Source organism: Marinomonas rhodophyticola, assembly GCF_026113935.1.
In the GTDB taxonomy this organism is placed as follows: Bacteria; Pseudomonadota; Gammaproteobacteria; order Pseudomonadales; family Marinomonadaceae; genus Marinomonas; species Marinomonas rhodophyticola.
The window spans coordinates 411,105-428,955 of the sequence record NZ_JAPEUL010000006.1 but is presented as its reverse complement, the minus strand read 5'-3'; the positions used below and the strand labels follow the sequence as shown (position 1 = coordinate 428,955).

Genomic DNA, 17,851 nt, shown 5'->3' with positions numbered 1-17,851 from the left:
ATGGTCAATGGCAGAGTGATATAAAAATTAAAGCTGGTGGATTTGAATGACGGAAGTGTCCCGCGTCTTACCTTCTTTTTCAAGGCGATCTAGGTACATTTGCCAGAGTTCATCGTGATTTTTGCCAATATTGTAGAGATATTCCCAAGTATAGAGGCCAGTGTCGTGACCATCGTTGAAGGAGATCTTTAGCGCATAATTGCCAGCGACTTCAATATTATTGATGGCAACGTCTTTTTTCCCGTATTGCAAAATGGGCATTTGCATGCCGTGACCGCGTACTTCCGCGGAAGGTGAGTGAACCCTTAAGAATTCAGCACTTAGGCGAAAGCTATGTCCATCAGCAAAGGTGAGCGCCAGCTCTCGTGATTTTTTATGGTAGTTGATGTTCGTTGGGACGGGTTTAGACACAGTCTTTTTCCTATAAGCCCCTTCCAAGAAGGGGCGTGAAATAAGGGCTATTTTTTAAGAGAGATGATTCCAATTATAGAATATATTGGCTCAAATCTTCATTTTTAGCGATTTCCCCTAGTTGTTCATCAACATAAGCCGCTGTGATGTCGACGGTTTGATCATCTGGCATGTCGCTGGCGGAATAAGACACTTCTTCAAGTAAGCGTTCAAGTACCGTATGTAAGCGACGCGCCCCAATGTTTTCCGTACGCTCGTTCACTTGGAAAGCAATTTCAGCTATGCGGTGAATACCTTCTTCAGTGAAGTTCAGGTTGATATTTTCCGTTTTAGCAAGCGCCACATATTGTTTCGTCAATGACATGCTTGGTTCGACTAAAATACGTTTGAAATCGTCTACTGTTAGCGCATCCAGTTCAACTCGAATGGGTAAACGGCCTTGCAATTCTGGAATCAAGTCTGATGGTTTAGACAAATGGAAGGCGCCAGACGCAATGAATAGGATGTGATCGGTTTTGATCATGCCGTATTTGGTGCTGACGGTGCAACCTTCGACTAAAGGCAATAAATCGCGCTGTACGCCTTCGCGAGAGACTTCTCCGCCGGAGCGTTCTGAGCTTTTAGCGACTTTATCGATTTCATCTAAGAAGACAATACCATTTTGCTCGACGGCTTCTACTGCGCGAGCTTTCAGTTCTTCTTCATTAACGAGCTTTGCCGCTTCTTCGTCACGAACTTGGCGCATAGCATCTTTGACTTTCATTTTACGCTTTTTGGTTTTTTGTGAACCAAAGCTGGAAAATAAGTTTTGTAGCTGGCTGGTCATTTCCTCCATGCCTGGTGGAGTCATAATTTCAACACCCATTGGTGAATCGGATACATCGATATCGATTTCTTTGTCGTCCAGTTGGCCTTCCCGTAGTTTTTTACGGAAAGTCTGACGAGTGCTATTGTCTTGTAATTCAGGATCACCGCCGCGAGCGGGGGGCAACAACACATCAAGAATACGGTCTTCTGCGGCATCTTCGGCTTTATGGCGTAGCTTTGCCGTTTCTTGTTCGCGAAGCATTTTAATTGCCATTTCAACCAAATCACGAATAATCGACTCTACATCACGACCAACATAGCCCACTTCAGTGAATTTTGTGGCTTCAATCTTGATGAAAGGTGCGTTGGCAAGCTTAGCTAATCGGCGAGCGATTTCTGTTTTACCTACCCCCGTTGGGCCTATCATTAAGATGTTTTTGGGTGTGACTTCTGCTCGCATGTCTTCAGGAAGTTGCATGCGACGCCAGCGGTTTCGTAGTGCGATGGCGACCGCACGTTTTGCTTTTTGCTGACCAATAATGTGGTTGTCTAGGGCGTTAACCGTCTCTCTTGGGGTCATGCTGCTCATTATTAATTCTCTTTTAAATGTATTGTGTGATGTTAGCTGCGTCGCTTTACTGTCTGTAATGCTCTTGGTTGATAGAGAATTATTTAGACTTATCTTCAAGCTGCGGGTCGATGGTAATTTCTTCTATGGTTAGGCTGTGATTTGTGAACACACAAATATCAGCAGCGATATTGAGGCTTTTCTCAACGATTTCTTTGGCTGATAAATCCGTGTTATCAATTAAGGCTCGAGCCGCGGCTTCAGCGAAGTTGCCGCCAGAGCCAATAGCCAATGCACCATGTTGTGGTTCAACCACATCGCCCGTACCAGTAATGATTAGAGTACTTTCTTTGTTAGCGACAATCAGCATGGCTTCTAATTTGCGTAACGCTCGGTCAGAACGCCAGTCTTTAGCAAGGTCTACTGCAGCCCGTACTAAGTGGCCTTGGTGTTTTTCAAGTTGGCCTTCAAAGCGTTCGAATAGGGTGAACGCATCCGCCGTACCGCCAGCAAAGCCAGCAATTACTTCACCACGATAGAGACGGCGCACTTTACGAGCGTTGCCTTTCATCACAGTGTTGCCTAAAGATACTTGTCCATCGCCGCCTACGACGACTTGATTGCCTTTGCGTACAGTAAGAATCGTTGTCATGGTCTACTCCCGTTTCGATTCTAACGAAATGGGGGCGAGCGGGAAGATTTCAAGCGAGGATTGCATACAGAACAAGCTTTCATGTTCTGTATGCAATTTATGCCGATTTTAAAGCTTACTCTTTTTTAATTTTATAAGAGTAAGGAGAGATTGACAAAGAGACGAGTTTATCCTCTGCACGATTCATTTTTGAACGTGAATCATAAGGACCAAGAATCACTCTATACCAAGCCTGGTCGTCCTTATCCATGGTTTTGCGAACGCTGGCTTCGACCAAACCAGACAAGATGAGTTGAGCGCGCAGGCGATCCGCATCTTCAAGATTTCTAAATGAGGCGGCTTGAAGCATGTAGTAATAATCTTGCTCCCCCCTAGGGGTAGACTGATAAGCATCGACGTGGCTGGTATCAACCTTGCTGTCTTGTAATATTTGATAGAACTCAAACGTGTCTTTTTTCGGAGCAACACTGACTTTTTCTTCTACTTTCTTAGGCGCCGGTGTAGGGGCTGGTTTTGGAATCGCCTTGGGGGACTTCTATTGGTGTTGGTTTTGTTGTGGGTGCGACTTGGTTTAGTTGCGTTAGGCCATAAATGAAAGCGATGACTATAATGGGCACAAGAAGCCAAAGCCACCAAGTGGTTTTGCGTTGCTGTGGGGGTGGTGTTCGACGAGTCGCCCCTTTTTTTGGGCGACTTCCTTTTGCTGCAATTTGAACAGGATTAAACATAATTTGGGCTTTTGGCTTTTAGCTTTGGCATAAGTAAATAGGGTTCAGTGTGAGTTGCGCACATTATGCGGCCAAGATCAGTAAGTTTCCAGTGGATCGACATCAATTGCAAAGCGAATTCTATGTTGTTTGGTTGATTGCTCTAGCCATTCGGTCATCATTTGGGTGGCTTGATGAAGTGGCGCTCGCTGTGCCGATTTTAGAGAAATTAATGCCCGATGTTGTCCTGCTTTGCGAACAATGATGGCGGCATAGGGGCCGACAAGAAATACGTCTTTAGAGAAATATGGCTCTAAATCGTTTCGCATGGTGGACAAGAGTTGCATGGCTTCCTGTTCATTGCCGGATTCGGCGCGAATGATGACTTGATGATAAAAGGGCGGAAGTGATAAAGATTTACGCTCGGCCAATCCATCAATGGCAAAGTGTTCGTAACCAAGATTACATAGGCATTCAATCGCAGTATGATCGGGGTGATAGGTTTGCAATAATACATGGCCTGGCTTTTTGGCGCGGCCAGCGCGGCCAGCGACCTGCGTAATAAGCTGAGCAGTGCGCTCCATACCTCGAAAATCAGAAGAGAATAACCCAGCATCTGCGTCCATAATGATGACAAGAGTGACGTTAGGGAAATGATGTCCTTTGGCGAGCATTTGCGTTCCAATGAGAATGGCTTGGTCATGCTCATGGATTTTTTGGGTAAGTTTTGCCATAGCCGATTTACGTTGAGTGCTGTCACGGTCAATACGCAAAATAGGTACTTCTTTAAACAGTGTGCTGAGCTGTGTTTCAATTTGCTCTGTACCTTCCCCAACGGTAAATAACTCTTCCGACTGGCATTCAGGGCAAGTATGAATGAGTGCTTTTTGCGTATCACAATGGTGACAATGCAGCTTATTAGCACGTTTGTGTACGGTGAGGTTAACATCGCAATGATCGCAGGCGGCAATCCAGCCACACTGGTGACACATTAGAGTGGGGGCGTAACCGCGACGGTTTAAAAATACCAGTACTTGTTCTTTGCGTTCTAGGCATTGTTTCATACTTACGAGTGCTTGTTCGCTGAAGCCATGCACTAAGCTCTTTCCCCGTAAGTCTACTCTTTCCATTTTAGGTATGTGTGCGTTACCAGCTCGCTGACGTAGTTTAAGCCAAGCAAAGCGTTTTTGCAGGGCGTTGGTTAAACTCTCATATGACGGTGTGGCCGAAGCAAGTAAGACGGGAATATTCAGTGCTTGAGCGCGTTTAATCGCAAGATCTCGTGCGTGATAACGAAAGCCTTCATGCTGTTTGTATGAGGTATCGTGTTCTTCATCAATAACGATTAGGCCAAGGTTTGGGGCAGGGATAAAAGCCGCGGATCTTGTGCCGATGATGATCTTAGCGTGGCCGCTTGCTGCCAAGAGCCAAGCATCCAAACGTTCTCTATCGCTCATGTTAGAGTGCATCAGCACAATATCGGTGTTGAAACGGTTCTCAAAGCGTTTTAGTGTTTGTGGCGTTAGGCCTATTTCTGGCACCATCACCAGAATTTGTTTTCCCTCGTCGATCAGGCGCTCCATTACTCGTAAAAAAACTTCGGTTTTACCGCTCCCCGTCACACCGTCCAATAACGCGACATGGAATTGGTGACGATAATCCAATATATGCTCTGTTGCCCGCATTTGCTCCATGTTCAGTGTCGGAGGTATTTGTGTCACATGGGCATGTCTTTCTCCGCCTTTGTTAAAAGAACGAGGTTCTTTGCGCAATAGCCCTTTTTCCTCCAGAATCTTGGCAGCATTAGGGGCAAGGTCTAATACTGAGGCGGCATGCTGACTTAAGCCATTAGGGTGTTGTTGCACAGCTTTTAAAAAGTCTTGTTGGCGTGGTGCACGACTGAGTTGTTCCAGAGAGGTGGTTTGTCCTTTTTCTGTCGTGAACCACCAATTTTCTGTCCTAAACTCGGCATTTTCACCTTTGCGCAATAGAATAGGCAGCGCATGAAAGATGACATCACCAATGGGGTGATGATAATAACGTGCTGCCCACTCACACAGGGCCATTAATTCGGCGCTAATAACAGGGCTTTTATCATGTAGTGAGGTGAGCGGCTTAATCTGATCGGGGTCCCACTCGCTGTGGTCACTAACAGCGACAATCACTCCAAGACGACTACTTTTGCCAAAGGGGACCTTGACTCTCATGCCCGGTTTTAGCTCATGCCGCAGGGCAATAGCTTTGGGCACTTTGTAGTCGAATAAGGTACGCATTGGCACAGGTAACGCGACTTTTATGTATGGGGAGAGTGTGAGAAGCACTTCAGACATGCGTTAGATTAGGCCTTGTTCAGTAAAGCAAAAGATAGCATTTTTATTAATGCGTAAGTGTACGTCAGAGTAGTGGGTTGGTGCGAGTGACAATTTTATCAGCAAAGCACGATAAAAAGGTTGCTGATTCTGCAATAGATCCCTAAAATACGCCACTCTTGCGCAATACTGTACAATGTCTGTACAAAAAAACGTGCGGTGCTTGGCGCGGCAATAGCCCATTAATGATCGACCAAGTGGCGGCACATTAAACCCAAAGGTATATACAATGAAAAAAGATATTCACCCAAATTACTCTGCAATTACAGCAACTTGTACTTGTGGTAACACGCTAAACCTACATTCAACGCTTGGTAAAGACATGCACGTTGACGTATGCAGCAACTGCCACCCTTTCTACACAGGTCAACAAAAAATGGTTGATACTGGTGGCCGTGTTGATCGCTTCAACAAGCGTTTCGGAGCACGTCGTACTACTAAGTAATTGGTGGCATGATAGTGATCCCATTAAGAAAGCGCCAAGTTTGCTTGGCGCTTTTTTTGTTTTTGTCCTTTGCCGCCCATGGTGATGATACCTGTGTGGCAACAGGAAAGCTTGAGAAGGCTCAGATTAAAAGAGTCGTTGACGGCGATACCGTACATTTGACGGATGGCCGAAAAGTGCGATTAGTGGGTATTGATACCCCAGAACTGGATCACAAAAAAGGCAATCATGAGCCTTTTGCCGTTGAGGCGATGCAGTTTCTTCGTTCTCGCCTCGATCAATTTGTCTACCTTCAAGAGTCCAAAAATGATCAAGATAGATACGGTCGTTATTTGTACTACCTTTTCGATAAAGATCGTATTTCACTGACGAGTCAGTTACTATCCGAAGGACTTGGTTATCGTATTGCGATTCCTCCTAACTTAGCCTATCAAGATTGTTTTGAGGCCGCTGAAGACTCAGCTCGCAATGCGCATAAGGGATTATGGCAGCAAAATTTGCAATGGCAGCCAAAAGCTGGCTTTGCAATCTCTCGTGTTAACATCACTTCCATTACTCAGAACCGAGGAGGTTGGTGGCTAGAAACCGATCAGGATCTAGTGATCAATTTGCCACCTAATACTATCGACTATTGGTCTGCTCAAACAGTATTTGCGTTTGAAGGCAAGGACATAGAGGTACGTGGTTGGCAACATCAAAGGAAAAGCCGATATTCAGACTTTAAATCTTGGGTTTTGTCAGTAAGACATCCGAATGATTTGCGTGAAATCAACGTTTCTAACAAGCATTGATTGATAGAATATTCCTATGGTTTTACGCTTTAAAGTAATGAGTATATCGATTATTCTGGCGACACAGAATTATAAGGTGCCACTTTCGAAGCTTTTGTAGGCTTGGGGACAAGGCCCAGTTTGGCTATGATAAAACTAATTAATAACACCAAATAGACGGAAACATCATAATGGCAGAAGATATAAAGCAAGCAGCGTTGGATTATCACCAATATCCAGTTCCAGGCAAACTTAGCGTTACTATTACGAAACCAACAGCAACCGCTCGTGATCTTTCTCTCGCTTATAGCCCAGGTGTGGCTGAGCCTTGTCGTGAAATCGCAAAAGACCCAGAAGCGGCTTACCGTTATACCGGTAAAGGCAACTTGGTTGCCGTGATCTCTGATGGTTCTGCGATCCTCGGATTAGGCAATCTAGGCCCATTGGCAAGTAAGCCAGTAATGGAAGGTAAAGGTTTATTGTTTAAGCGCTTTGCTGGTATTAACTCCGTTGATGTGGAAGTGGAATCTGAAAGTCCACAGGCATTCATTGATACTGTGGCTCGTATTGCCAACACATACGGCGGTATCAACTTAGAAGACATCAAAGCACCTGAGTGTTTTGAAATTGAACGTCAATTGATCGAGCGTTGTTCTATTCCGGTTTTCCACGATGACCAACATGGTACAGCGATTGTTACCGCGGCTGGTCTTTTGAATGCGCTTGAGCTTCAAGGTAAAGACATTGCTGACGCTAAAATCGTTTGTCTTGGTGCGGGTGCTGCCGCAACTGCATGCATGAAGTTAATCATTGCGTGTGGTGCACAGCGCGAAAACATCTTCGTTCTTGACCGTAATGGCGTTATTCACTCTGGTCGTACTGACTTGAACCAATTTAAAGCCATGTTTGCGATTGATACGGATAAACGTAATTTGGATGATGCAATCGATGGTGCTGACGTATTCATCGGTGTATCTGGTCCAGATTTATTGTCTGCAGAACAGCTTGCGAAAATGGCGGCGAATCCGATCGTTTTTGCTTGTTCAAACCCAGATCCAGAAATTAATCCAGAGCTTGCTCGTGCAACGCGTGATGATTTGATCATGGCAACAGGTCGTTCAGATTATCCTAACCAAGTAAACAACGTACTTGGTTTCCCTTTCATCTTCCGTGGTGCTTTAGACGTTCGTGCGACTAAAATCAACGAAGAAATGAAAGTTGCGGCTGTGCATGCTCTGAAAGATCTTGCGAAAGAAGAAGCACCTGCGGATGTGGTTGCAGCTTACGGTGGCGCACCATTGAGCTTTGGCAAAGAATATATCCTGCCAAAACCAATGGATTCTCGTTTGCTTAATGTGGTGTCTGCCGCGGTGGCTCGTGCTGCGGTAGATTCTGGTGTGGCAATGCTGCCATACCCAGATTTTTATCCACTAGAGAATCTTAATCACTTCGGTGCTTAATCGAATCTTGATCTGTTACCAGGCGGCTCTTTAAAAAAGAGCCGCTTTTTTTATGACTAAATATTATTAATACGGTATTTTCATTGATCAATAAGCAGGAATAGCTTGGATTAAATAGGAGTTGTGTCATGAAAGTTGCAATATATTGTGGCTCCGCTGCGGGTAATTCCCCCGAATATGCCAATGGCGTAAAAGCGTTGGCCGTGTATCTTGCTGGGCAAGGGATAGACATTGTTTACGGCGGAGGAAATGTTGGCTTAATGGGGGTGATAGCGAATGCAGCCTTGCAAGCTGGTGGAAGGGTCATTGGTGTGATTCCGTCCCATCTCGAGTCCAAGGAAATCGCTCATACAGGATTAACTGAACTCTATGTGGTAGCCAATATGCATGAGCGTAAAGCTAAAATGAGCGAATTGGCTGATGTGTTTGTGGCGCTTCCGGGTGGGGTGGGGACCTTGGAGGAAATGTTTGAAGTGTGGACCTGGGGGCAACTTGGCCTGCATAGCAAACCTTGTGTCTTTTATAATTTAAATGGCTTTTATGATCCCCTATTTACTATGGTAGACAGCATGCAGCAGGCAGGCTTTGTGAAGCAGTCTTACATTGATATGATTATCAAAGAGAGCACGCCAGAAACCCTGCTAGCGGCCGTGAAAGCTTACCAAGCTCCTCAGCCCAAGTGGAGCTAGAGCGTTCAAAGAGATAAAAATGCCAGCACTGGGCTGGCATTTTTATAGGGAATAAACCTATGTTAGAACAAGTTTTCTAATGCATTGGTTTCTTGCTTCTCTTCTCGTGATTCGCTGTCACGATTACTGTTTAATGTTGGCAAGTTTAGATTGCGCTGTGGCGGTACGTGGTCTTTTCTAAAAATCTCAAAAATTGCATTAGATTGACCAGGTAAAGCGCGCTCTCCAGTATTCGGATCAATGCGAACGGTTACTAAGGAAGAGGGTTTGCTCACGAAAGACAGTGGGGTGCCCTGTAAAGCATCTCTCATATAATCTATCCATGCTGGAAGCGAAACAGAGCCACCCCATTCTCCACGACCTAGGGGCGATGAGTTATCAAAACCACTCCATACAGAAGTGACCAGCTCACCATTAAAACCGGAGAACCAAGCGTCGCGCCCATCGTTTGTAGTCCCAGTTTTTCCAGCTAAGTCGTCGCGCTCTAATACTCTAGCGCGTCGACCTGTGCCGAGCTTAATAACATCTCGCATCATGTCGTAGGTTATGTAATTTACCTCTGGGTCAAGCACTTGTGGTGCCATAGGAAGGCTAACAATACCCTCTGGCGTATTAAATAATCCCATTTGAGGTTTATCATCTGTCGTCTTTTCAAGCGGTGTACAGGTCACACAGACTGTAGCTGGGCTTGCTTGAAATAAGACATTGTTATTTCGATCGATGACTTTGTTAATTAGGTAGGGTTGTACCTGATAACCACCATTTGAGAAAACAGCATACCCTGTTGCTATTTGTAGAGGTGATAGGTTGGCACTGCCTAAAGATAGAGAAAGGTTGTAAGGTAACTCATCTGGATCAAAACCAAACCGACGTAAGAAGTTGAGAGTAGGACGAATGCCGAGTCTCTTCAAGTAAACGCACAGAGACAATATTTTGTGAGCGATACAGCGCTTCACGTAATCGTGTGGGGCCGTAAAACTTACCACCATCATTGGTTGGACGCCATGCGGACTCTAAGTTTTTATCATTAAAGACTACAGGCGCATCATTGATAATGCTGGCGGCCGTATAGCCGCGATCCAAAGCACTGGCGTAAATGAAGGGTTTAAAATTAGAACCAGGTTGGCGTTTAGACTGAGTCACTCGGTTGAATTTATTTTCAAAAAAGTTAAAACCGCCGACGAGAGCCTGAATGGCACCATCCTTACTGTTAAGAGAAATAAGGGCACTTTGAACAGCGGGCTTTTGCGCTAGTAGCCATTCAAGTTGGTTGTCTGGGCGTAAGCGCACAATATCACCAGGCACGAGCACATCGGTCACTTTGGATGGTGATGGGCCTTGTGAGTCCTCGTTTATATAGGATCTTGCCCATTTAACGGCCTCCCATGGTAGGGTTGCGCGTTCACCGTTAGCAAGACGAACGTCTGCCGTTGTGTTGGTGGTGGACAGCACCAATGCCGTTTGCCAGTTTTTAAACCTTCCTATGTCTTGTAAGGCTTTTTTCTGCTCTTCTAGCGGGGCATTAATTAGGTCGGTACGTTTTTCAAGAGGGCCTCGGTAGCCGTGGCGCATATCGTAATCAAGTACGCCATTGAAAATAGCGTCGTTTGCGGCTTTTTGTCGTTTTGAATCAATGGTCGTGTAGACAGTCATACCCGTACTGTACAGATCGTCGCCGAATGTGTTGTATAGCTCTGAGCGAACCATTTCAGCAATATACCCGGCTTCAATATCAGGCATAACCCCATAGTTCTTAGCGGTAATAGGAGATTCTACGGCATTTTGATAGGCGTCTTTGTCTATCATTCCAAGTGACAACATGCGCTGCAATATCCAGTTACGACGAATCAATGCACGGGAAGGGTTCACCACAGGGTTAAAACGCGATGGTGCTTTTGGCAGACCAGCTATCATGGCCAGCTGAGCAAGATCCAGTTCGTTTAGGTTTTTGCCATAATACACCTGAGCGGCGGCCTCAAACCCATAGGCGCGATTTCCTAAGTAGATTTTATTGACGTACAACTCAAGAATGTCGTGCTTTGACAGTTCGCGCTCCATTTTTAAAGAAATGAAGATTTCGGTGAATTTGCGGGTGAAAGTTTGCTCAAATGATAGGAAATAGTTTCTAGCCACCTGCATCGTGATGGTGCTACCACCACTTTGAATTTGTCCTGTGGTGATCAGTTGCATGACCGCTCGACCTAAGCCAAGGATATCAACGCCTGGATGGTGATAAAAATTGGTGTCCTCGGCCGCTAAAATAGCATGCTCTAGATTGGGTGGGATCTCTGAGTAGCTGATAGGTGTGCGACGTTGCTCACCAAACTCACCAATTAGTAAGTTGTCGGCGGTATAGATACGTAATGGAATTCTTAGTTCAATGTCTTTGAGTCTCTTCAACTGTAGGAATACGATCCTTTACACTGTAATAGATTGCATAGGTGATACCGACCGCACAAAGGGTGCCAAAGAGGCCGAGAATAAAGAGTATTTTTAGTGCCTTAGCCATATAAATCCAATGGATGCTGGATGGAAAGTCCCCATTATACCTAAGATGATTACAGAATAGGTGGTTAACTTTGCATCAAATCGTGTTATCTTGTTAAAAATTTGGTCAGGATGCCAAATAAAAATTACGCCCTGTTGCTGATTATTTCAAGGATGAATGATGACGCTCATGTCTGCCTATTCTGTGGCCATATATTCGGCCGAAAATTGCACTTTCCATACCCCCAGTGAGTCTGCTAAATGGTTGACATCCCGCGCTTTAGAGGATTGCGTGACGATAGACTCTTCGCATCTGGTATTGATTCAACAAGCCTTATCATTTGATAGTATTCCTACTTGCTCTCGTATTGTTGTTTTGATTCCTGATGACTGGCTTTCGATCTCTCAATGCTCTCTGGAACATTCTGTTCCTTCGTCGTTATTGCCTTTAGCGGCGTTGAGTCACGCTGTTGAGACAAGCTTTCTGCCACCAGAAACCTTAGTGTTTAATTACCAGTGCTTAGAAGAGTCCGTTGGAGATCGCCAATTGCGTGTATTTGCCTGTGCAGCGGAGTGGGCAGAGCAACTTTGTTTACCTTTTCAGTCTACTGCGAAATCTTGTTTATTAATGTCGCAAAGTCAGTGGTTGGGGATACCGTCTCATGATCGCTCCTGGAACTCATTGTTCGCAGCACGCACTATTGCCTTATCAGCCTAATAAAGTAAAGCAGCAACGAGACTCGCCGCCTTTGGGTTGTGTTAGGTGGAATAAGCGTTTTACTGCATTGTGCGGCGGTGCTGTATTCATTTTATTTACAAGATGAATCTGCACAGATGATCCTAGCTCGTCAGCAGACATTAGCGGCTCAATCCGCCTGGTCTTCAGAGCAAGAAGTGGGAGGGATGACGGAATCTGTATTGGCCCTAATTCAGGCTCTACCCGATTCCGTTCGTCTTGAGAGGGTAAATAGTGAGTCAGAGGGGATGTCTTTTGAAATGACATTGTTAGAGCAAGATTTAGACGTGTTGCTCTCTCGTTGGCAGCAACAATACCCCGATTGGTTTTGGGAGGTTGCGCAGCAGCAATCTGATTCGTCTTTGGTAAGAGCACATAAGGACGTGGTAGATGTCTCTATTAGCGTATTTGAAAAGTAGCGCTTTCTTTTCTTTCGAAATCACTCGTTCCATTGTTCTGTTATTCATATTGTTGCAAATGGCGGTTTGGTATCCCCTTTTGTCGAATTTGCATGACGACGTGAGTCATCACACAAGACTCAATAATCAAGCCGAGAATGAATGGCGACAATGGCAAAAGCAGGCTAATTATCTGCGACAAATACATTTTCCTGATACTTCTTGGGTTCAACAACGCGTGGTGGCAACAGAAATTGATAGGCCCACGCAATGGCTTATTGAGGGAACCGCGTCGTTGATTGCATGGCAAAGCGTGTTGGAGCAAGTTGAGACGCAGCTGCCTTTGGTTTTGCACACTGTGTCTTGGCAAAGAACACAGCTGGGTAATTGGCAAGGTCGGTTGCGGTTTGGTCTTGGTGTTCCTAAGCAGAATCGAGAATATCACAATTGGTTGCCGACTCAATTACGCACAAGGCGCTTCAACAAAGATGATTGGCGACTGGTATCGACGATGCGAGTAGGTGCGGCAGCGTCAGCCATGCTGAACTATAAAAACCATCGTTATTGGATAACGCGGGGAAGTTGGTTGCCTGAAGCTGGTATGACAGTGAATGCAGTATCTTTCGATCAAATTACTCTGGTGGCCAGGGATGGATCGATACAACGACTGCAGGTTCGAGAGGAGAGAGATCAATATGAATAAGGGGTTGTCTCGCTTCCTTCTCGGTTTACTTTGCGTATCACACTCTGCCTTGGCAATGGATGTGTATTTTGAATCGCGCCCACTGCAAGAAGTATTGCCTTGGCTGGCATCGCAAATGAATGAAAGTGTGGTGATTAGCCCTGAGATTGATGACCTGTTAACACTCTCGATTAAAGATGCAAGTTGGAAAGATGTGATGGAGTCGATTGCTCAACAGCCAAATTTAAAACTGCAATGGCAAGGGCGAGTGGCTATTCTGATGCCTAATGAGTCATCATCCATTGATACGAATCATTCTAGCGTGGTTTGCCAGAAAGAGTATTGGGTGATAAAACACGCCAAAGCCGACATCGTTGGTCAGCACTTACAGGTCTTATATCCAGCGTTATCTTTAGTTGTAGATGATAGAACCAATTCCATTATTACCCATTCTTGTGATGCGCCTGAGGGAATAGAAGAAACACTGGCATGGTTGGATGCGCCGTTGCGGCAAATTGAAATCAGTGCTCAAATCGCACAAGTCAGTCGTACAGCGCAATCACAGTTTGGTGTGAACTGGCAAGCTAAGTTGTCAGATGGTGTCCGATCTTCATTAGGCGGTGCAATTGATTTAGGCGCGTTAGTGCCAACGACAAATCTAGACTTTTCAAGCATGGGAGGCTCTGGGTTATTGGCATTTACCTTAGACATGATGGAAAGCGAAGGCTTGGCAAATGTCGTATCAAAACCAAAGATTGTGACCTCAGAGGGGCAGCCTGCTAGGATTGAATCAGGAACAGAGGTGCCTTATCAGGCAGTGAGTGACGACAAAGTCAGTATAGAGTTTCGTCAAGCGGCACTCATGTTAGAGGTGACGCCCTTCGTCAAAGAAGGTGAGCACATCTTGTTATCCCTTAATATTCACCAAGACTCGGTAGGCGATTTAGTTAACGGTGTTCCCAGTCTAAAAACCAATCGACTAAAAACACAAGTGGTGGTGAAAAATCAGGAGACGCTTGTTCTGGGAGGGATTTTTCGGGAAGAAAGTTTTGAATCTGAAAGTCGAGTGCCTTTCTTTAGTGATATTCCATTATTGGGTGAGTTGTTTAAAAGGCGTTCAGAACAGCAAGAAAAGGTTGAATTACTTGTATTTATTACACCAAAGCTGCTACAAATGTCAGTTAACTAGGCCGCAGTCTAAATCTGCTTAATTCCGACGTAATTGAATACAATGATAAAAGCCCCCAATATTATTTTAGTAGGCCCGATGGGCGCAGGAAAAACGACCATAGGTCGTTTGATTTCCCAATCGATGGGCAAAGAGTTTTATGACTTAGATAAGGTCATAGAAGACAATGCTGGTGCAGACATTCCTTGGATCTTTGAGCGTGAGGGGGAAGACGGCTTTCGTAAGCGTGAAACCCAAGCATTGGCTTCTATAGCCGAGTCGGATACAGGTGATTGTGTGTTGGCAACCGGTGGCGGTATCGTGATGCGCGAAGAAAATCGAGAGATTCTTCGCGAAAACGCTTTGGTGGTGTATCTCTATGCATCCGTTGCACAACAGCTTTACCGAACGTCTAAAAGCACTCACCGCCCGCTTTTGCAAACCGGTGATCCGAAAGCGACATTAAAAAAACTATTTGAAGTGCGCGATCCTCTATATCGTGAGGTAGCGAATCTGATTATTGAAACTGATGCACGCCACCCTAGATCTGTCGCCAACAAGGTGTTGGATGCGATTCGGCGTCATCTGAAGATGGAGATTACAGTATCCTGATGCGTACGTTAAACGTTGATCTTGGCGATCGTAGTTACCCTATTTTTATTGGTAGAGGGATTCGCCAGCAAAAGTCGCTTTTTGATGATGCTATTCATGGTAAACAAGTCATGATAGTGACCAATGAAACCATTGCCCCTTTGTATTTAGATGATATGGTTTCTATGTTATCAGCGAACTATAAAGTGGATACGTGTGTTTTGCCCGATGGCGAAGCTTATAAAACGTTGGAAACTTATGGCCTGATTATGTCGGCCTTGTTAGAGGCAAAGCATAATCGTACGACAACGATTATCGCCCTAGGTGGTGGTGTTGTTGGGGACATGGCGGGGTTTGCCGCCGCAACGTATCAACGTGGTGTGCCTTTTATTCAAGTGCCAACGACTTTATTATCGCAAGTGGATTCTTCCGTCGGCGGGAAAACCGGTGTAAATCATCCCTTAGGTAAAAATATGATAGGGGCGTTTTATCAGCCTCAAGCCGTGATTATTGATACAGAAACCTTATCAAGCCTGCCTCAGCGCGAGTTGTCAGCGGGCATGGCCGAAGTCATTAAATATGGTTTGATTTGTGATAGGCCATTTTTTGATTGGTTGGAACAAGAAATGTCTCAGTTGATGGCATTGGACAACGATAAAATTAGCGATGCTATTTATCGTTCCTGTTTAGCGAAGGCCACCGTTGTGGCGCAAGACGAGAGAGAAGGTGGAATTCGTGCTATCTTAAACCTAGGTCACACGTTCGGTCATGCAATAGAAACGGAAATGGGCTATGGCAATTGGTTGCACGGAGAAGCGGTTGCAGCTGGAAGCATGTTAGCCATCGATCTTTCTTGGCGCATGGGTAACTTAACCGAACAGGACGTGAGTCGTTCTGTGGCACTTTTCCAAGCGGCAAATTTACCTGTATTGCCGCCTATGAGTATGACACTTGAGTGTTTCATTGCACGCATGTCATTGGATAAGAAAGTATTGGATGGTAGCCTACGTTTGGTATTGCTGAGTGCATTAGGGGAAGCGATCGTTACATCTGACTTTCCCATGGAAGATTTCAATGCTTGTCTTTTGGATGCACTTGAAGCAAGTAAACAAGCGAATCTTGCTTAATCTTGTTGGGTATTTATTGTTGAAGGACGATTATGTCTAAGCCAGACTTTCAGTTTGATCTAGAGGATGCGCTTAATCAGCCGCCAAAAGCCACGCTGAGGGATCCCTTTGGCTCGAAAGATGCGTCTGTCTATTTTGCTTCCGAAGAAGGCAATCAGCAATTGGCCTTACTTGAGCATTTGAGTCGCTACAGTAGCTTGTTGTCTGTGGTTCAAGGACCGCAAGGTAGCGGCAAAAGTCGCTTCTTGATGGAATTTGCCCGACATCAAGATGACACCACTATCATTAGTCACGTGAAAGCCTCCATGCTCATGACCGCGGGGCAGCTATTGCAGGCCATATATTCGGGCTTTGCTGGTCATTTTACGCAACCCCCGAACGAAACAACATTCGGGCCTCTGTTAAAGTTTTCCCATGATTTGGATGTAAAAGGCCAAGCGGCATTAGTGTTAATTGATAATGCTCAAGAACTTAATACCGACGCGGTGAGTATGTTGCTTGATATGATGTCATTGGCAACGGAAAATCAGACGGTTCCTCATGTTGTGCTGTTTAGTGAGTATCCTCTGTCGCGTAACTTAGATGCTTTTCAGCGGTCTCGTTATGAACAGTTGAGCCATTCCTTTACTCTGGCACCTTATTCTTTAGAGCAAACGCGCTCTTATTTATTACATCGTGTTCGTGCGGTTGGCGGCGGAATCAATCTGCCCTTTAACGACAAGCAGATTAAGCAGATTCATCAAGAGTCTGGCGGCTATCCTGGTCGTATCAATCAGATAGCGCAAGCGATGATGGGCAATGGCAATAAAGCCATTAAATCGGGAATGAAATTTAACCTTGCGATGGGATTCCCATTGGCCCACATGGCATTGCTGTCCGTTGTGATGCTGGGTATTCTTGTTGCGGTGTTGTTTTCTGATAAGTCATCGACACCCAGTGCAACGGCAGACAGAACGAGTAACGTCATTCCTTTGAGTCCGCGGCAAGGGCAATCATCTGCTGAGACTATTGCTCGTATTGACGCTATGCAGCGCAAAATTGGCCAAGAAGGCGATGTTATTCTTCCGCCTATCCCTGAAGACACTTCATTGCCTCCTATTAGCATGTCGAATGAGGTATCAACGAATTCACCTTCTATGTTAGTGCCCGCATTACCTACGGCACCAATTCGTGGCGAAGCTCCTCTGGTCACAGCGGCGGCGGCACCTGTTCAGGCTGTACCCGTGCAAACGGCACCTAAAACAGAGACAGCGAGTGTCAAGCCCACGCCAGACCGTTTTGATAAAACCGAATGGTGGTTATCGCAAAGCCCCAGTCGTTATACGTTACAGCTACTAGGAACGCATAATAAAGGCACTGTACAGGATTTTATCCGCGATCAAGGAGGTGTCGATGCTTTTGGGTACTTTAAGTCAAGGCACAATGGTAAGGATTGGTATGTTGTGGTGTATGGCTCTTACCGCAATCGCAGCGAAGCCATAGCGGTTGCAGAGTCTCTTCCGAAAGATATTCGTGACCTTAATCCTTGGGCGCGCAGTGCCCGAGGAATTCAAGAGGATATTAAGAAAGCCAAGTAGTATTAGCGATTTGCGTTTTTTTTATTGAGAATTCCGCATTTTCTTCTGATGACAGGACAGAAAACCTCATCAATCCTCCTTTTTGTGAGGCTTTTGTATAGTAACCCCCTTAATTTAGTAAAAATCACTGTAATTCTCTGAAAAACATCAATGAACAGTGGAATTTTCTGTTTGGAAAAACTCCAGCCATAGATAATTCTCTAAGTC

At 45.3% G+C, this 17,851-nt stretch carries 18 protein-coding genes; 11 read left to right on the top strand and 7 right to left on the bottom strand.

All coding sequences use genetic code 11. From position 1 onward, the window contains the following. Nucleotides 1–27: 27 nt before the first annotated feature. From ONZ52_RS08025 to ONZ52_RS08005, 5 genes are all read right to left on the bottom strand, one after another. A complete protein-coding gene (locus ONZ52_RS08025) occupies nt 28–411 on the bottom strand; it encodes a gamma-butyrobetaine hydroxylase family protein (RefSeq protein ID WP_265218128.1) in 384 nt (127 codons plus the stop codon). A gap of 73 nt (nt 412–484) precedes the next feature. Continuing rightward, nucleotides 485–1,807, bottom strand: a complete 1,323-nt coding sequence (gene hslU, locus ONZ52_RS08020) for an ATP-dependent protease ATPase subunit HslU (protein WP_265218127.1) — start codon at nt 1,805–1,807, stop codon at nt 485–487. Between the two features lie 79 nt (nt 1,808–1,886). After that, complete coding sequence (gene hslV, locus ONZ52_RS08015; RefSeq protein WP_265218126.1) at nt 1,887–2,438, bottom strand: ATP-dependent protease subunit HslV; 552 nt, start codon at nt 2,436–2,438, stop codon at nt 1,887–1,889. Nucleotides 2,439–2,553: 115 nt separating this feature from the next. Beyond that, complete coding sequence (locus tag ONZ52_RS08010) at nt 2,554–2,787, bottom strand: SPOR domain-containing protein (RefSeq protein WP_265218125.1); 234 nt, start codon at nt 2,785–2,787, stop codon at nt 2,554–2,556. A 456-nt stretch (nt 2,788–3,243) separates the two neighbouring features. Next, nucleotides 3,244–5,475 carry a primosomal protein N' gene (locus tag ONZ52_RS08005; RefSeq protein WP_265218124.1) on the bottom strand — a complete coding sequence of 744 codons (2,232 nt, stop codon included), beginning with the start codon at nt 5,473–5,475 and terminating at the stop codon, nt 3,244–3,246. A 268-nt stretch (nt 5,476–5,743) separates the two neighbouring features. Between ONZ52_RS08005 and rpmE the strand changes: the two genes are divergently transcribed. The 4 genes from rpmE (at nt 5,744) to ONZ52_RS07985 (ending at nt 8,878) form a co-directional block, all read left to right on the top strand. Next, the gene (gene rpmE, locus ONZ52_RS08000) at nt 5,744–5,959 is read left to right on the top strand and encodes a 50S ribosomal protein L31 (RefSeq protein WP_111608996.1); all 216 of its coding nucleotides are present in this window, start codon (nt 5,744–5,746) and stop codon (nt 5,957–5,959) included. Nucleotides 5,960–6,015: 56 nt separating this feature from the next. Continuing rightward, on the top strand, nt 6,016–6,750 hold the full coding sequence (locus ONZ52_RS07995; protein ID WP_265218123.1) for a thermonuclease family protein: 735 nt from the start codon (nt 6,016–6,018) through the stop codon (nt 6,748–6,750). A 170-nt stretch (nt 6,751–6,920) separates the two neighbouring features. Then, on the top strand, nt 6,921–8,189 hold the full coding sequence (locus tag ONZ52_RS07990; RefSeq protein WP_265218122.1) for a malic enzyme-like NAD(P)-binding protein: 1,269 nt from the start codon (nt 6,921–6,923) through the stop codon (nt 8,187–8,189). A 128-nt stretch (nt 8,190–8,317) separates the two neighbouring features. Then, the gene (locus ONZ52_RS07985; RefSeq protein ID WP_265218121.1) at nt 8,318–8,878 is read left to right on the top strand and encodes an LOG family protein; all 561 of its coding nucleotides are present in this window, start codon (nt 8,318–8,320) and stop codon (nt 8,876–8,878) included. A gap of 62 nt (nt 8,879–8,940) precedes the next feature. On the opposite strand, the gene ONZ52_RS07980 is transcribed toward ONZ52_RS07985, so the two are convergent. Next, nucleotides 8,941–9,789 carry a penicillin-binding transpeptidase domain-containing protein gene (locus ONZ52_RS07980; protein WP_265218120.1) on the bottom strand — a complete coding sequence of 283 codons (849 nt, stop codon included), beginning with the start codon at nt 9,787–9,789 and terminating at the stop codon, nt 8,941–8,943. Continuing rightward, nucleotides 9,734–11,278: a penicillin-binding protein 1A gene (locus tag ONZ52_RS07975; RefSeq protein WP_265218119.1), complete on the bottom strand. Its 1,545-nt coding sequence runs from the start codon at nt 11,276–11,278 to the stop codon at nt 9,734–9,736. Before ONZ52_RS07975 ends, ONZ52_RS07980 begins: the two co-directional genes overlap by 56 nt. A 268-nt stretch (nt 11,279–11,546) precedes the next feature. On the opposite strand from ONZ52_RS07975, the gene ONZ52_RS07970 reads away from it, so the two are divergent. The 7 genes from ONZ52_RS07970 (at nt 11,547) to ONZ52_RS07940 (ending at nt 17,644) form a co-directional block, all read left to right on the top strand. Then, nucleotides 11,547–12,083, top strand: coding sequence for a hypothetical protein (locus ONZ52_RS07970; RefSeq protein WP_265218118.1), 537 nt, complete (start codon nt 11,547–11,549; stop codon nt 12,081–12,083). Nucleotides 12,084–12,160: 77 nt separating this feature from the next. Then, nucleotides 12,161–12,520, top strand: a complete 360-nt coding sequence (locus ONZ52_RS07965; RefSeq protein ID WP_265218117.1) for a hypothetical protein — start codon at nt 12,161–12,163, stop codon at nt 12,518–12,520. Next, nucleotides 12,492–13,202 carry a hypothetical protein gene (locus tag ONZ52_RS07960; RefSeq protein ID WP_265218116.1) on the top strand — a complete coding sequence of 237 codons (711 nt, stop codon included), beginning with the start codon at nt 12,492–12,494 and terminating at the stop codon, nt 13,200–13,202. The genes ONZ52_RS07965 and ONZ52_RS07960 overlap by 29 nt, the downstream gene beginning before the upstream one ends. Next, on the top strand, nt 13,195–14,370 hold the full coding sequence (locus tag ONZ52_RS07955) for a type IV pilus secretin PilQ (RefSeq protein WP_265218115.1): 1,176 nt from the start codon (nt 13,195–13,197) through the stop codon (nt 14,368–14,370). Before ONZ52_RS07960 ends, ONZ52_RS07955 begins: the two co-directional genes overlap by 8 nt. Before the next feature lie 42 nt (nt 14,371–14,412). Beyond that, nucleotides 14,413–14,961: a shikimate kinase gene (locus ONZ52_RS07950; RefSeq protein WP_111609004.1), complete on the top strand. Its 549-nt coding sequence runs from the start codon at nt 14,413–14,415 to the stop codon at nt 14,959–14,961. Then, the gene (aroB, locus tag ONZ52_RS07945; RefSeq protein ID WP_265218114.1) at nt 14,961–16,067 is read left to right on the top strand and encodes a 3-dehydroquinate synthase; all 1,107 of its coding nucleotides are present in this window, start codon (nt 14,961–14,963) and stop codon (nt 16,065–16,067) included. Before ONZ52_RS07950 ends, aroB begins: the two co-directional genes overlap by 1 nt. A gap of 32 nt (nt 16,068–16,099) precedes the next feature. After that, complete coding sequence (locus ONZ52_RS07940; RefSeq protein ID WP_265218113.1) at nt 16,100–17,644, top strand: SPOR domain-containing protein; 1,545 nt, start codon at nt 16,100–16,102, stop codon at nt 17,642–17,644. The last annotated feature ends 207 nt before the right edge of the window (nt 17,645–17,851 follow it).